Raw genomic sequence first — 15,568 nt, 5'->3', positions numbered from 1 at the left:
TGAGTTTATGCTTTTGCTCGCGCCGGTCTAAAAAAGAGGCGGGAACTCCAAAGTGAAGCTCCCGCCGGCGCCGCAAAATCTTACCCGCATTTGGTGTACCCGCAGCTCTTGCATTTCAGGCAGCCTTCCTCGTAAATAAGGCCTTCTTCATCTCCGCAGCTGCCGCATTTGCGGTCGCTTCCGGCCAGGCCGTCGGGGATGTAACGCTTCAGTGAACGGGCAACGCCATTTTTCCAGGTGTTAATATGTTCGTCGTAAAGACTGAGGTTATTGACCAGGTCTACCACGTAATTAATAGGCATTCCATGGCGCAGCACGCCCGAGATGAGCTTTGCGTAGTTCCAGAATTCCTTGTTGAAGGAGCGGGAAAGGCCCTCGATCGTAGTGCGGTAGCCGTCCTTGTCATGGAACTGGAAGTCGTAACGGGATTCTCCGCTTTCGTCCTTCTCCTTGATCACCCAGCCCTTTTCCACGTAGGCCGGCAGGTTAAAGGAATCTTCCATCTTCCCGGTAAATACCTCATAGGGGCGGTCGTCCAGCAGGCCGATCACCGCAATCCATTTTTCATAATCATTCTGAAAGCGGATCACATCGGCTTCCAGCTTCTTCGGGCGTTTGGGAGCCTGGGTTTCAATAAGAGTATCGGCCATCTGCTGGGAAGTTTCCCTGGACGCTTCTTTTTGTTTTCCCTTATCCTTGTCATCCGCCACCAATACCCCGGTGCGGGAGCCGTCGCGATATACGGTAATGCCCTTTAAGCCTTTCTTCCATGACTCCAGGTAAATCTGGCCGACCTTCTCCACGCTCACATCCGAAGGAAGGTTAATGGTGGAGGATATAGAATGAGTAATGTATTTCTGTACCAGGGATTGGATCTTTACGCGTTTTATCCAGTCGATTTCCGGCGCAGTAGAACCCGAATAGGGGGAGTCTTCAATATTGTCGTTCCCCGTTACTTCCATCCATTGTTTTGCCTTGGGATGATAAACGGTAAATTCTTCCCAGGAATCGCCCATGTCGTCCACGAAAGTGACATTCGCGCCCTCGGTACTGGTATTTACCTTCCGCCGCCGCTTGTAGGAGAGGAGGTAAACCGGCTCCAGCCCGGAAGAAGTGCCTGCCAGCAGACTGAGGGATCCGGTGGGCGCTACGGTTGAAAGGGAAATATTGCGCCTTCCATGCTCCATCATCCGGCTGTAAAGTTCCGGGAATTCCTCCTGCATCATTTTCACGAATTCAGACTCATTTTCAATGGCGGGATCAAAGCCTTTAAAGCTGCCTCGTTCTATGGACATGTCAACAGAACTGTCAAATTCCGCCTGCAGTTTGGTGCGCATGATCTTGTCAATGACCTGCATGCCCTCTTCACTGTCAAAATGCAGGCCCAGGGCCGCCAGCGTATCTGCAAGGGCGGTAAAGCCAAGGCCTGTGCGGCGGCCGTTCTTCCCGGTTTCGTACAGCAATTTCCATGTTTCTATTTCCGTCCGTTTGATAAAGTCCGGTTCATCGTCCGCATACACTTTATCAAGGATCCGCTGGACATGTTCCAGTTCCAGCTCTACCAGGTCATCGCTGAGGCGCTGGCTTTCATAAACGATCTCATAAAAAGTTTCGTAATCGAACTGAGCGCCTTTGCTGAACGGGTTCTGGACAAAGCCGAACATGTTCAGGGCGATCAGGCGGCAGCTGTCACCTCCCTGCATAGCGATTTCCGAGCAGGGATTGGTGGAACTGTTCTTGTATTCGGGATAAACCGAAGAAGTGGAGTAGCGATGCTGTCTGTCCCAGAAGATCAAACCGGGTTCGGCGGTATTATGTGCGCAACGAATAATGGTATCCCATAATTCCCTGGCGTTCACCGTTTTCTTATGGACCGGCTGGCGGGAGTCGATGGGCCAGCGGTGTGTGTAATCGGTATCGTTCATAACCGCCAGCATGAATTCGTCCGAAAGCCTGACGGAAATATTGGCGCCTGTTACCTTCTTCAGGTCTTGTTTAATGGTCACGAAATCCTCCACATCCGGATGGGCGATATCAATGGTCAGCATCAGGGCGCCCCGCCTGCCGTTTTGGGCAACTTCACGGGTGGTATTGGAAAAACGCTCCATAAAAGTAATCGCTCCTGTGGTAGTACCCGCTGCATTCGATACTTTCGCATTTTTCGGGCGAAGGCCGGAAATATCAACCCCCACGCCGCAGCGCCGTTTGAAAAGATGCGCCAGCTGTTCATCTGTGTAGCATATCCCTCCGTAGGAGTCATACACCGGCGGAACCACCACGCAATTGGAGAGGGAGGCAATCATATGCTGGTTGCCAAGGCCGGCCATTACGCTTCCCTGCGGAATTACATAGCGAAATCGATCAAACAATCCGAAGATCTTTTTGCCGGTAAGGGCCGCGCGGCGTTTACCATAGGAAGAAAGACCGCTTTTAGGACGGCCTTCCGCCTGTTCGTCGAACTTCTTTTCCATCCGCGCGAACTCTTTCGCCATCCGATGGTGCATATCGGCGGGCGTCTTTTCGGTAAATTGCCCCCGGGCATTTTTCACCGCATATTTGTTCATCCAGGTAGTGGCAGCCAGTTCATCGCCCTCAAAATACTCCAGGGCGGCACTCTTTACTTCTGCGGAAGTAAAGACCTTTTCTTCGATTGTGATCACATCATTCATATCCGCATATTTTTATAATTTGAACAGATCGTTTTTCCTGGCCGGCCTACGAGAGTGACAACCCCCATCTTGCGGATTGCCTCAAGCAATTTAGGCTTTGTACAAAAAAAAACAAACCCGTTTTTAAATATTTTTAGTCACAATTTAACGATAATTATTTATATACCAAGCACTTACCGTGTTGATTACTTCATTCTCACCTCTATTTAAAACAAAAAAAATGAAAAAAGGTGCAGATTTTTTTTCTTTCTGAGCCTGCAAAAGTACACCCATTCCGGGTATTAACCTCTTTTAAGTTTTCCACAATGACCTATAAAATATATATTCGCAAAACCATCCGTTTAATAACGTGTTTTGATGATTGAAGCATATTCCGACGAATATTTTATGCGCGAAGCCCTGAAGGAGGCTGAAAAGGCATACGAGGAAGAGGAGATCCCTGTGGGAGCGCTTGTTGTTGCAGGAAATCGTATCATTGGCCGCGGGCATAACCTGACCGAACGCCTGAATGATGTCACCGCCCATGCGGAAATGCAGGCGCTGACGGCAGCGGCGGGATACCTTGGCGGGAAATACCTGGACGAATGTAGTTTATATGTAACGCTGGAACCCTGCGTCATGTGCGCCGGGGCGGCTTACTGGTTTCAACTGAATAAGATCGTTTTTGGCGCCTATGATAAAAAGCGGGGTTTCGGAACGATCGGGAGCCGGGTCCTGCATCCGAAAACCCAGCTGACGGGAGGGATCATGGAAGCAGAGTGCGGGGCGCTGATACAAGAGTTCTTCAGGAGAAAGCGTTGAAGGCATGAGGGGAAGAAAGCAAGCGAATTAATAGATTGTTGTACTAATATAAATAAGTAAAATTATGGCTTTTGAACTACCGGCGTTACCTTACGCCCCCGACGCCCTGGAACCGCACATTGATGGAAAAACAATGGAGATCCACCACGGCAAGCACCACCAGGCTTATGTAACCAACTTAAATAAAGCCCTCGAAGGCAAAGAAGCGGGAAGCATAGAAGAGATCTGCAAAAACGTTTCAAGCTACGGAGCTGCCGTTCGCAATAACGGAGGAGGACATTTTAATCATTCGCTTTTCTGGACAGTGATCGGGCCAAACGCCGGGGGCACTCCTTCAGGCGAGCTGGCTGCCGCGATTGATACGGCTTTCGGTTCTTTCGACGCCTTTAAGGAAAAGTTCTCGGCCGCGGCTGCTACCCGCTTTGGTTCGGGATGGGCCTGGCTGATCGTGAAGGATGGCAAGCTGGAAGTAACTTCCACTCCTAACCAGGACAATCCCCTGATGGATGTAACGGAGGTACAGGGTACACCTGTTCTTGGACTGGATGTTTGGGAGCATGCTTATTACCTGAATTACCAGAACCGCCGTCCCGATTATATTGCCGCGTTTTATAACGTAATCAACTGGGATGCTGTAGCGAAAAGGTATAGCAACGCGATATAAGTGAATACCTGAGCCGGGCAGAAACCTTGCGGCGCCGGCGCCGCGTTACTTCCGAACCGAGGATTCCCGCACGATTAACTCGACGGGCAGAATCGTTGTTTCCAGGGAGGTGTTTTTGCCCGGCTTTTTCTCTTCTATCTGTTTCAACAACAGCTGGGTGGCGATCTGGCCCATGCGGTAAGCGGATTGGTCTATGGTAGATAACGTAGGCGAAACGATCAGCCCGCTGGGGTCATTTGCATAACCCACAATGGCCAGTTCGGCAGGGATCTCAATCCCTAATTCCTTTGCTACCTGGATGGTAGCGATAGCAGAAGTATCGTTGGCGGCAAAAATACTGTCAGGGCGTTTCTTTTTATCTGCTAAAAGCGCGCGGGCCGCTTTCCGGCTGTTTTCCGTATTCAGGTAAAATTCAAATACCAGGTCCGGATCGAAGGGAATTCCGTATTTCTCAAGGGCATCTTTGTATCCTTTCAGCCGGTCTTCGTAGATATTAAGGCTCAGCGCACCCGTGAAAAAGGCGATTCTTTTATTGCCTTGCAGGATAAGGTGTTCGGTTGCTTTGTAACCGCCTCCCACATCATCGCTCACTACTTTTTGCACATCCAGATTCCGGGGAACACGGTCAAAAAGAACAATAGGAATGTCGTTTTCAAGAAATAGCTGGAAATGATCGTAATTCCGGGTATACATGGAAAGCTGCCCGATAAGCCCGTCAATCCGGCTGGAGAAAAGCGCCTGGAACTGTTTTACTTCCCGGTCAGGATCATCATTTGTCTGGCAGATGATAATATTATAACCATGCTCATGCGCCTTATCCTGGATGCCGCTGATGGCCCTGGATTGAAAGTTCCGGTCAATCCGGTGCGTGATTACCCCAATGGTCAGCGTTTTCTTATTGCGCAGGCTGGAGGCAATGGAATTGGGCTGGTAGCCCATTTCTTCGGCCGTTTTTTTTACTTTTTTCCGGGTTTCGCTGCTGATGATCGAATCATCCTTCAGCGCTCTTGAAACAGTAGAAGGGGAAATGCCGAGGGCCCGGGCAATGTCATATATCGTAATGACCGGTTTGCTCATTTCGAATAGACAATCTCCAGCCTTGCTTTGTAATCGGGATGTTCGCCTCCGCCAAGCACCACCCTGGCGGCGCGGCTTACCCCGTTAATTGAGCCCATCAACTGGTTACGCTGGTAAACATTGTTGAGTACGCTTACGTAAAGGCTGTCATCGTCCGCTTCTTCATTAAGAATGGCTTGGATATACCGCGTTATATTGAACCGGTAAGTATTGGTCTCCTTCTGGTACACTCCGCTGAACAAGGTGGCCACTGTGGAATTGGCATAAGTATCCACAATATGGCGGATGAACCCGTTGTCCCCAGGCCCCTGGTGAATGCTCATCTGGGGAATCGGAGGATAGGTTGTTCCGGTTCCGGGAATGACCGACAGGATCAGTTCCGCCTTATTGATGTTGACCTTGCCGCTGTCGATCAGGTCCGTCAGGTAAGGGAAACTTAGCCGGGTTTGCAGTCCCTGCAGCGACTGGACGTAAAGCATGCCGTCGTCGGTACCGTTCAGCACGTCTGCTACAGGGGTATTGCTGTAATTGTGCTGAATATAAGAAGCCTGTGTTGCCGCGGAGTTAAGGGGGAAAGACTTGCTTACCGTATCCGCATTGTCGTTCGTCCGGTAATACAACCGTATTTCCGAAGCTTCTTCGGAAGCCAGGTTAAAGCTTATCAGGGCTCCGTTGCTGCTGAGCGCCGTAGAATCCATGCTCAGGGATATCCCCTTAAAATATTCCAGGAATTCCTCCTGGTCATTGAGAATGGAGGTGTCAATATTCACGAACCTGGACGTAAAATAAGCAGGGTCCAGCTTTATCCTCAGCTGCGGAGGAGACTTAATAAGACTGTCTGGGCCGTCTTTTACGATAGCCTGCAGCATTATGCTGTCATTACGGTTAATGTAGAACTCGCTGGAGCCGATAATCTGGCCCGTCTCAAAAAGCCGGTCCGAATAATACTCCGCTGTATCCACCAGCTCTTCAGTGATTTCGTTTACCACGATATTCACGCGGCTCAGGGTATCTCCGTAAACGGCCTGGGTGGAGAGGGGAGGGTACCTCAGGATCAGTACGGCTGAATCAAGCACCGGGTTTTCACCGAAATGCCCACCGGTGCTGAACACCTGCGAAAAGCTTCTTGCATCGGTGGAACCAAACACGGGGTCTTTGAAATGACCTACTGCACGGTAGCTGATGGGATTATAAAAAAATCCGCTGAAGTCCCTGATGAGCAGGTTATTGTCTGTCCTGGTCCGCTCTACGGGGACTGTCTGCGTAAGTATGGTCGCGGTATCGATTACAACACCGTTCTGAAATTGCTGGTCTTCCAGACCGATCAGTCCCGGATTGTCGCAGGCTTGCAGTAAAAGAAAGCCCGTTAGCGGAAGCAGTAAGCCCCGTGAGATTAATTTCATATGAATGATGCTATTGTTTATGCTTCCACTTCAGCCATATCTTCCTCGAGTATCTCCTCGTAAAAAGCAGGATAATCTTCGAAGTTTTCGGTAGAGATAATGGTAGAAACCGGTATACGCGCGTTTTTGAGCTGTTTTTCAACTTCAGGGGCAATATTTTCGTCGGCGACGACCACTCCGTCCGAATATTTGATGGCGCCTTTATGCAGGGATACGGCGTTTCCCGTGCCGAATACTTCGGCATCCCCTTCGTTCATAGAGCCGGTCAGTGATTTTTTATAAAAAGTTTCCCCCAGATCTTCCTTGAAGTCATTTCCATATACGGAGTAAACCACTTTAGAGCCCTTGAAAGTAGGCTCGTTCTTGTAAGCTGTTTTAACATACATAGGCACCAGGGAACTCATCCAGCCATGACAATGAATGATGTCCGGCGACCAGCCAAGTTTTTTTACCGTTTCCAGTACGCCCTTGCAGAAGAAAACAGTACGCTCGTCATTATCATCAAAGAATTTTCCCTTGTTATCGTTAAACACGTGTTTCCGGTGAAAATACTCCTCGTTATCCAGGAAGTAAACCTGCATTTTGGCGCCTTGTATAGAGGCTACCTTGATGATAAGCGGGTTATCGTTCTCGTCCACAACAATGTTCATCCCCGACAAGCGGATCACTTCGTGTAATTTATTCCTTCTTTCATTTATGCAGCCAAAGCGGGGCATCAACACACGGATCTCATATCCGTTTTCCTGCATGGCCTGGGGTAGGTGTCTGGTGATTTTAGCAATTTCGGTAAGTTCCAAATAGGGAGCCATTTCCTGACAAAGGAAAAGGATCTTCGTCTTATTTGTCATAATGAGTGAAAACTATTTATAGAACAGTGAAACAACAGATTTCCGCTGCAAATATACGAATAACTTATGATAAATCAATGATTTATGCAAATTCTTACAGGAATTAAAAGGATTTTTACCATTTTTGCCGCTTATTTTCAAGCAGTGTTGCATATCCTGAAAACCCGTCAACAGCTGGCCCTTTTTTTACAGGAGCAGCGCCCGCATCTGTCTTCCGTGGGACTGGTCCCCACAATGGGAGCCCTTCATAAAGGACACCTTTCCCTGCTGTCCCGGAGCGTCGAAGAAAACGGCCTTACTGTATGCAGCATTTTTGTGAATCCTACGCAGTTTAATGACCCGGCCGACCTGGACCGGTATCCCCGTCCTGTGGAAAGCGATATTGAAAAGCTTCGTCAAACGGGCTGCGATGCATTGTTCATGCCGGCGGTCGGGGAGATTTACCCGGAAGAAGAAAAATGGCATATTGAACTGGGTGAACTTGAGCGCATTATGGAGGGGAAGCACCGTCCGGGGCATTACCAGGGAGTCACCCAGATCGTAAAGAAGCTTTTCGACCTCGTAGAACCGCAGCGCGCTTATTTCGGACAGAAGGATTATCAGCAATTCCTGGTTATCGGCAAAATGGTCCGGCTGTTTTCCATTCCCCTGGAGCTGATCTGCTGCCCTACGGAACGGGAACCGGACGGCCTGGCGATGAGTTCAAGGAACGTTCATTTATCGCCCCGGGAAAGAGAAGAAGCCGGTCTTCTGCCCGAAGCGCTTTTCATGGCAAGGGAAGCCGCGCAAACCCTGAACCCGGATGAAGTGCGCAGTAAGGCCCTGGAACTCTTAGCATCTTCTCCCCTTATCACGGTGGAATACCTGGAGATCGCAGACGCCCGCTCCCTGCAGCCGGTGAAAACCTGGGAGCAGGCAGGCGACATCATCGTATTGGCGGCAATAAGGCTCGGGCAAACACGATTGATAGATAATCTGTTTATAAAGCAATCGCAGTAAGCCGGCGCCGGCAGAGGATGCCTGATGCCGGAAGCGTCGTGTAAGGGACTAGAGAAATTATTGCTAAATTTGCATCCGAAATGCTGATACAGGTTTTTAAATCAAAGATACACCGAGCTAAGGTTACCCAGGCTGAATTAAATTACGTGGGCAGCATTACCATTGACGAGGAACTGATGGAAGCCGCCAACCTGATTCCCAATGAAAAGGTACAGGTAGTGAATATCAATAACGGGGAACGTTTCGAGACCTACGTCATCAGCGGGGAACGCGGTTCGGGCATGATCTGCCTTAACGGGCCGGCAGCCCGCAAAGTGCAGGTAGGCGATGTGGTCATCGTTATTTCCTACGCAACCATGGATTTCGAGGAAGCCAAAAAATTTAAACCCAGCATCGTTTTTCCGGACGATAACAACCGCATAATCAAATAATCCTTTGGAGAAGAAAGCCAGGTTATTTTCAGTACTCCGATACTTATTGCTGCTGGCGGTTGGACTGCTGCTGCTCTACCTGGCGTTCAGAGGGCAGGATATGGACCGGATCATTTCCGATCTGCGGCACGCCAACTATTTCTGGGTGTTCATGTCGCTCCTGGCAGTATGGCTGGCGCATGTCTTCAGGGCCGTCCGTTGGCGAATGCTGATAAACCCCCTGGGCTTCCACCCTAAATTATCCAATACCTACCACGCCGTTATTATTGGTTACCTGGCCAATCTGGCCCTGCCGCGAATGGGTGAAGTGACCCGCTGCGGCGTCCTGAACAGGACGGATAAGATCCCGGTAAATGCATTGGTGGGTACGGTAATCACCGAGCGGCTGATCGACGTTTTCTGCCTTTTGGTAGTGACTGTGCTGGCGGTATTATTGAAATTCGACCTGATCAGCGGTTTCGTATTAGAAAGGGTGCAAGGAATGTTTAACAGCAGCGTAAGCGGCACCATCGCGTTCCTGGCGGTACTGGCCCTGCTTTTCCTGTTTTACCTGGTCATCCGCTACTTTTTCAGAAAGTATAAGTTCAGGCTGCTGCGCTGGGGCTTTTTCAGGAAAGTAATAAATCTTCTGAATGGCTTCCGCAAAGGGTTTACCTCCATTGCGAAAATCAAAAATCATTCTCTTTTCTGGATATACACGGTAATTATCTGGGGATTTTACCTGCTGGCGTCCTATTTTGGCTTTAAGGTGCTGGAATCCACGAATTTTCTTGACCTGGGAGTGGCGGCGGTGATCCTGGCCCTGGGCAGCCTGGGCATGGCCGCCCCGGTGCAGGGGGGTATCGGCCCTTACCACTGGATGGTTTCAGAAGGCCTGACATTTTTCGGTTTATCCCGTGAAGCCGGTTTGGCATATGCGACCATTAGTCATACTTCGGCCCAGATATTGCTGATTTTAGCCCTGGGAGCCATTAGTTTGCTGGCTGTCTTTTTTGAAACGTCCAAAAAAACCCGGAAGCATGAACAGCCATGATATCCTTCATTCAAAAGTCCTTGACCGGCAGGCGCTGCTGCCGCGTTTGAATACCTGGAGATTACGCGACCAGAAAATCGTTTTTACGAACGGCTGCTTTGATATTCTTCACCTGGGTCATATCGATTACCTGTCCAAAGCGGCTGCCGCCGGCAATAAACTGGTAGTAGGAGTAAATTCCGACGCTTCCAATCATCGCCTGAAAGGCCCCGGCCGGCCAATAAACGACGAGCGTTCCCGTTCCCTGTTGCTGGCCGCCTTGTTTTTTGTGGACGCAGTTTGCATCTTTGACGAAGACACGCCCTATGAGCTGATAAAATTGCTTCGTCCCGATGTCCTGGTAAAAGGCGCCGATTATACCATTGAGCAGATCGTAGGCGCCGACTTGGTGCTTTCCACCGGCGGAGAAGTAAAAACCATCGAATTTTTGGAAGGTTATTCCACCACGGCGATCGAAACCAAGATCAGGAATTCTTAACCTCGGTTTTATACTTTTCTGTGAGGCAGTTTTTAGTTTTTAGTTTAAAATTCAAGGTTCAAAGTTTCTGTGAATCTGTGAAGCAGTTTCTAGTTTATAGTTTGAAGCGTTTTCTGCGGACGGAGTGTACGGTTTAAGGTTTAAAGTTCAAGGTTCAAAGTTCTGTGAATCTGGGAAGAAGTTTCTAGTTTCTAGTTTTTAATATTAAAGCGTTTTCTGTGGACGAAGTGTACGGTTCAAGGTTTAAAGCATTTCCTGCGAAACAATTATGAACTGTCGTTAGAACCGTTCTTCGTAGCCTAAGCGCAAACGCTAAACATTTGCCCTTGATTTGTTAAACTATATACTGACCCGTAAATCCTGAACTAAAAACTAGAAACTAAAAACTTTAAACCTTTAAACCTTGAACTTTAAACTATAAAACGATGGTCTACATTTTCATTTAAGAATTTTCCGGATCTTGTTTGAGCGTTGGATCAGTTTGTAAAAGGCTTCGTAATCCTCGTTTTCCAAAAGCTTCTGCATGTTTTTAAGCTGGTGGATATGTTCTTCAAGTACATCCAGGACGTTCTCTCGGTTCTGCCGGAAAACAGGTACCCACATGTCGGGAGAGCTTTTTGCTAAACGCACGGTGGATTCGAAACCGCCGCTTGCCAGCTCGAAAATATGGCCTTCTTCTTTTTCTTTCTCCAGTACGGTAAGCGCCAGGGCGAAAGAGGTAATATGGGAAATATGAGAGACATAGGCCGTATGCAGGTCATGCTCGGAGGCGTTCATGAAAACCCTGCGCATTTCCAGGCTTTCTACCAGGGCTTCAGCCATTTCAAAAGCGTCTTCGTCACTTTTTCTCGCATCGCAGAATACCATGGTTTTACCTTTGAAAAGATCCTTTATGGCTGCTTCAGGCCCGGAATATTCGGTACCGGCCATCGGGTGGGCGGCCACCAGCCTGCCCCGTTTAGGATGGTTCGCCACAGCTTGCAGTATTTTGGATTTGGTGGAACCCAGGTCCATTACTACCTGCGTGCTTACAAGGTCCAGCACCCTTGGTAATACTTTAAGTATGGCATCCACCGGGATGGCCAGGACAATGAGCCCGGAGGCCTGAACGGCTTCTTCCAGGGAGGCGGCCCGGTCGATGAGCCGCAGGTCAAGTGCTTTTTTAATATTGGCGGAGTCGTTATCCACTCCTATAATGGTTCCGGCAATTCCCTTTTCCCTCAGGCTCAGGGCAAGCGATCCGCCGATCAGGCCAATTCCGATGATTGCTGCGGTCATTTTAGTATAGAGTACCTAGTGTTAAGTGTCAAATATCAATGCCGGGTGCAGGAGTTACACTTTTCCCGGTCCCGCACCCTGCCGTTCCGGGTTTGATCGCCGGATAGCATCAATAGCGCGGTCAAGCGTTTCGGTTGTCGCGCAAAGGCTTATGCGGACGTAAGGCATACCCATGCTCCCGAAAATGCCCCCGGGCGTGATAAAAACCCTTGCGGACGTCAACACGGCATCGCTAAGGGCATAGCCATCTTCATAAGATTTTGGGATCCTGGCCCATACGAACATGCCCGCCTGCTGCCTGTCGTACGTGCAATTCAGGTGGTCAAGCAGGCTGAATGCTTTTTCGCGCCGCGCCGCATAGGTCTCATTTAAGCTATGATACCATTCCGGACCAAGGCTCAGTGCTTTGGCGGCCGCCATCTGGACGGGGAGGAACATCCCTGAGTCCATATTGCTTTTAAACCGGAGGACATTGTTGATGAATTCTGCTTTTCCTGCGAGCATACCGGTCCTCCAGCCCGCCATATTGCCGGATTTGCTCAGCGAATTGAGTTCCAGGGCCACTTCTCTCGCGCCGCTGACCGCGAGCAAGCTTTCCGGCCGGTCGTTCAGGATAAAGCTATAAGGATTATCATGGCAAAGCAGGATATCCCGCTCCGTGGCGAAAGCGATCAGGCGCTCAAAAAAGCCTTTACCGGGACGGGCGCCGGTGGGCATATGGGGGTAATTGACCCACATTAGCTTTACCCTGCTAAGGTCCTTTTTGGCAAGCTCGTCAAGGTCGGGCAGCCAGTCCCGGGCTTCCGAAAGCTGATATTCCAGGCAGGCGGCCCCGCTAAGCTCCACGGCTGAACGATAGGTCGGATAACCGGGATTAGGTATCAGCGCCTGGTCGCCTTCCGCCAGGTAAGTCATACAGATATGCATGATCCCTTCTTTGGAGCCTATTAACGGCAATACTTCGCTTTCCGGGTCCAGGTCTACCTGGTAATACCGCCGGTACCAGCCGCTGATCGCCTGACGGAGCGCCGGCGCCCCCCTGTAACTTTGGTAGGCGTGTACGTCCGGCCTTTGAGCATGGTCGCACAACGCGGCGATCACTTCCGGGTGAGGAGGCAGGTCAGGGCTGCCAATGCCCAGGTTGATGACCTTTTCCCCCTGGCGGTTCATCTGCTCAATCTCCCGTAACTTCCGGGAAAAATAATATTCTTCTGTTTGCTGCAGTCTGGCGGCGATTTCAGGCATGGGAATTTATGTTTGACAATTTTAAATAAAAAAAATGTGCTGCTTTACGCGAAACGCTAATTTCTTTATTTTTTTCTTAATCCATGCTTATTCTTCGCAAATGCATTCCTGCGTACCTGTAGCCGGGCTTTTATCTCTCCGTCGGATGCGGTATAAGCTGCCCGCGGCGGAACCGGTGAAAAAATCAAATTTTCTTACCTTTGACATTACAGCTGTAAAACCAATCCAATAAACCTTTCATTATGCAGTTTGCACTTACAGAAGAACACGAAATGACCCGAAAGGCTGCCCGGGATTTTGCGCGCGCCGAACTGCTGCCAGGCGTGATCCAGCGTGATGAACAGCAGCTTTTCCCGGCGGAGCAAGTTAAAAAAATGGCGGAGCTGGGATTCCTGGGAATGATGACAGATGCCCGCTACGGCGGCGGAGGAATGGACACGGTATCCTATGTACTCGTCATGGAGGAACTGTCCAAAATCGATGCTTCGGCGTCCGTGGTCGTTTCGGTAAATAATTCGCTGGTATGTTACGGACTGGAAAAATACGGGACCGAAGAACAAAAGGAAAAGTACCTTGTTCCCTTAGCCAAAGGAGAAATGCTGGGCGCTTTCTGTCTTTCCGAGCCGGAATCCGGTTCTGACGCTACCCGGCAGCACACGACTGCCCTGGATATGGGCGATCACTACCTGCTGAACGGAACGAAGAACTGGATCACCAATGGGGCGAATGCAGGCGTCTGCATTGTAATGGCTCAGACTGAAACTTCCAAAGGCAGCCGCGGCATCAATGCCTTGCTTGTAGAAAAAGGCATGGAAGGGTTTAGCGTGGGGCCCAAGGAAAATAAACTGGGTATCCGCGGTTCGGATACTCACTCCCTGCAGTTTTCGGACGTAAAAGTACCGAAGGAAAACAGGCTGGGGGCGGAAGGTTTTGGTTTTAAGTTTGCGATGAAAACGCTTGAAGGAGGCCGCATAGGTATTGCCGCGCAGGCCCTGGGGATCGCTTCCGGCGCTTTTGAACTGGCAACATCCTATGCGAAAGAGCGTAAGACCTTTGGCAAGCCCCTGGCCGATCACCAGGCAATACAGTTTAAACTGGCTGATATGGCAACGGAAATTGAAGCCTCCCGCCTGCTGTGCCTCAAAGCTGCCTGGCTAAAAGACCAGGGAAAGCCTTACGGGCTCGCCGCGTCGATAGCGAAATTGTATGCATCGGAAACAGCCATGAAAACGACGGTGGAAGCCGTGCAGATACACGGCGGCTACGGATATGTGAAAGAATATCACGTAGAAAGGCTTATGCGGGATGCCAAGATCACGCAGATCTACGAAGGAACCTCAGAAGTACAGCGCATAATTATATCAAGGGAATTATTAAAATGATACAAATCAAAAAGACACCCGTACTAAGAAATATATTAGTTCCCCTCTTTGCGGGATTAATGTTCATGACTTCCTGTTCGCAACCTTCCGGAAGCGGGGAGGGGCTCCGGGAAGGGATATGGCGGGCGACACTGACCACGGAAAGCGGGGCGAAGATCCCTTTCAATTTTGAAGTGAAAAGCGACAGCACAGCGCTGTATATCGAGATCATTAACGGCGAAAGCCGGTTAAAAGCAGACGAAATCACCGTTACCGCCGATTCCATTCATTTTTTAATGCCCTTTTTCGATTCGGAATTTAAAGCCCGGCGGCAAGGGGATTCTCTTTCCGGTTCCTGGATAAAGCACCTTGCGGGCCGCGATGCGGTCATGCCCTTCCATGCGGTTCAGGGTGCCTCCTATCGTTTTCTGGAATCGCCGGAGCCGCCTTTAGCGGATATTTCGGGCCGCTGGGCAACGGATTTTGTAAGGGAGGGAGATACGACCATTGCCGTTGGTGAGTTCCGGCAGGAAGGCAACCGCCTTACAGGGACCTTCATTACCCCTTACGGGGATTACCGCTTCCTGGAAGGGACCATCAGCGGTAATGAGGTGTTCCTTTCTTCTTTTGACGGGGGCTACGCGACCCTGTTCACGGCCGCCGCCTCCGGCGATTCGGTATTATCGGGCGGGAAGTTTTATTCCGGCCGGAGCGGTATAAAGGACTGGCGGGCGCGCAAGGATTCCACAGCCCGCCTGCCCGACGCGAATTCCCTGACTTACCTGGAAGAAGGCTTTGACCAGCTTGATTTTACCTATGTAAACCTCGAAGGCGACAGCGTTTCGCTCAGCGATGAAAAATTCCGGGGGAAAGTGGTCGTGATCCAGTTCTTTGGCTCCTGGTGTCCTAATTGCATGGATGAAACCCGTTTTTTAAGTGATTTTTACAAGGAATATCACGACAAGGGCTTCGAGGTGGTTGGCCTGGCTTACGAGCGTACTACCGATATGGAAAAGAACAAAAGGCTGGTCAGGCGCATGACAGACCGTTTTGGCGTGGAATACGAAATGCTCCTGACAGGATATACCAACCAGCAGGTAGAAGAAAGCATGCCTGCGCTGCGGAACTTCATGGCTTTCCCTACTACGATCATCCTTGACCGGGAAGGGAATGTAAGGCGGGTACATACCGGCTTTAACGGGCCGGGTACCGGCGCGCACTACGAGGTTTACGTTGAGGAGTTTACGCGAATGATCAATGAATTGCTGAACGAATAAGCCC

14 protein-coding genes are annotated in these 15,568 nt (G+C 50.0%); 8 read left to right on the top strand and 6 right to left on the bottom strand.

What is annotated here, in order from left to right; genetic code table 11:
* Positions 1-80: 80 nt before the first annotated feature.
* Complete coding sequence (locus FRZ59_RS02965; protein WP_132127363.1) at positions 81-2,669, bottom strand: adenosylcobalamin-dependent ribonucleoside-diphosphate reductase; 2,589 nt, start codon at positions 2,667-2,669, stop codon at positions 81-83.
* 357 nt (positions 2,670-3,026) lie between these two features.
* Between FRZ59_RS02965 and FRZ59_RS02960 the strand changes: the two genes are divergently transcribed.
* Positions 3,027-3,470 (top strand): nucleoside deaminase, encoded by a 444-nt coding sequence (locus FRZ59_RS02960; protein ID WP_132127364.1) that lies wholly within the window; start codon positions 3,027-3,029, stop codon positions 3,468-3,470.
* Between the two features lie 64 nt (positions 3,471-3,534).
* Positions 3,535-4,134: a superoxide dismutase gene (locus tag FRZ59_RS02955; RefSeq protein ID WP_192901592.1), complete on the top strand. Its 600-nt coding sequence runs from the start codon at positions 3,535-3,537 to the stop codon at positions 4,132-4,134.
* Positions 4,135-4,179: 45 nt separating this feature from the next.
* On the opposite strand, the gene FRZ59_RS02950 is transcribed toward FRZ59_RS02955, so the two are convergent.
* From FRZ59_RS02950 to FRZ59_RS02940, 3 genes are read right to left on the bottom strand one after another with little or no spacing between them, the layout of a single operon-like run.
* Positions 4,180-5,211 carry a LacI family DNA-binding transcriptional regulator gene (locus FRZ59_RS02950; protein WP_132127366.1) on the bottom strand — a complete coding sequence of 344 codons (1,032 nt, stop codon included), beginning with the start codon at positions 5,209-5,211 and terminating at the stop codon, positions 4,180-4,182.
* Positions 5,208-6,614: a DUF4270 family protein gene (locus FRZ59_RS02945; RefSeq protein ID WP_132127367.1), complete on the bottom strand. Its 1,407-nt coding sequence runs from the start codon at positions 6,612-6,614 to the stop codon at positions 5,208-5,210. The genes FRZ59_RS02950 and FRZ59_RS02945 overlap by 4 nt, the downstream gene beginning before the upstream one ends.
* 17 nt (positions 6,615-6,631) lie before the next feature.
* Positions 6,632-7,462 (bottom strand): glycogen/starch synthase, encoded by an 831-nt coding sequence (locus tag FRZ59_RS02940; RefSeq protein WP_132127368.1) that lies wholly within the window; start codon positions 7,460-7,462, stop codon positions 6,632-6,634.
* A gap of 84 nt (positions 7,463-7,546) precedes the next feature.
* Here FRZ59_RS02940 and panC point away from each other — a divergent pair, with 84 nt between their 5' ends.
* The 4 genes from panC to rfaE2 all read left to right on the top strand — a co-directional run bounded on the left by panC (position 7,547) and on the right by rfaE2 (position 10,403).
* Positions 7,547-8,461 (top strand): pantoate--beta-alanine ligase, encoded by a 915-nt coding sequence (gene panC, locus FRZ59_RS02935; protein WP_132127369.1) that lies wholly within the window; start codon positions 7,547-7,549, stop codon positions 8,459-8,461.
* A gap of 80 nt (positions 8,462-8,541) precedes the next feature.
* Positions 8,542-8,892, top strand: coding sequence for an aspartate 1-decarboxylase (gene panD, locus FRZ59_RS02930; RefSeq protein WP_132127370.1), 351 nt, complete (start codon positions 8,542-8,544; stop codon positions 8,890-8,892).
* A 4-nt stretch (positions 8,893-8,896) separates the two neighbouring features.
* Positions 8,897-9,925, top strand: coding sequence for a lysylphosphatidylglycerol synthase transmembrane domain-containing protein (locus FRZ59_RS02925; RefSeq protein ID WP_132127371.1), 1,029 nt, complete (start codon positions 8,897-8,899; stop codon positions 9,923-9,925).
* Positions 9,912-10,403, top strand: a complete 492-nt coding sequence (rfaE2, locus tag FRZ59_RS02920; protein WP_132127372.1) for a D-glycero-beta-D-manno-heptose 1-phosphate adenylyltransferase — start codon at positions 9,912-9,914, stop codon at positions 10,401-10,403. The genes FRZ59_RS02925 and rfaE2 overlap by 14 nt, the downstream gene beginning before the upstream one ends.
* A gap of 438 nt (positions 10,404-10,841) precedes the next feature.
* Here rfaE2 and FRZ59_RS02915 read toward each other — a convergent pair whose 3' ends face one another.
* A complete protein-coding gene (locus FRZ59_RS02915; protein ID WP_132127373.1) occupies positions 10,842-11,681 on the bottom strand; it encodes a prephenate dehydrogenase in 840 nt (279 codons plus the stop codon).
* Between the two features lie 54 nt (positions 11,682-11,735).
* A complete protein-coding gene (locus FRZ59_RS02910) occupies positions 11,736-12,926 on the bottom strand; it encodes a pyridoxal phosphate-dependent aminotransferase (protein WP_132127374.1) in 1,191 nt (396 codons plus the stop codon).
* A gap of 242 nt (positions 12,927-13,168) precedes the next feature.
* Here FRZ59_RS02910 and FRZ59_RS02905 point away from each other — a divergent pair, with 242 nt between their 5' ends.
* Together FRZ59_RS02905 and FRZ59_RS02900 are read left to right on the top strand one after the other, a co-directional pair.
* Positions 13,169-14,308: an acyl-CoA dehydrogenase family protein gene (locus tag FRZ59_RS02905; protein ID WP_132127375.1), complete on the top strand. Its 1,140-nt coding sequence runs from the start codon at positions 13,169-13,171 to the stop codon at positions 14,306-14,308.
* Complete coding sequence (locus FRZ59_RS02900) at positions 14,305-15,564, top strand: TlpA disulfide reductase family protein (RefSeq protein WP_132127376.1); 1,260 nt, start codon at positions 14,305-14,307, stop codon at positions 15,562-15,564. The genes FRZ59_RS02905 and FRZ59_RS02900 overlap by 4 nt, the downstream gene beginning before the upstream one ends.
* Positions 15,565-15,568: the final 4 nt, after the last annotated feature.

This window comes from Anseongella ginsenosidimutans (assembly GCF_008033235.1).
Taxonomy (GTDB): domain Bacteria; phylum Bacteroidota; class Bacteroidia; order Sphingobacteriales; family Sphingobacteriaceae; genus Anseongella; species Anseongella ginsenosidimutans.
Note: the sequence above shows the minus strand (reverse complement) of the source record. Positions and strands in the feature narration are given on the sequence as shown.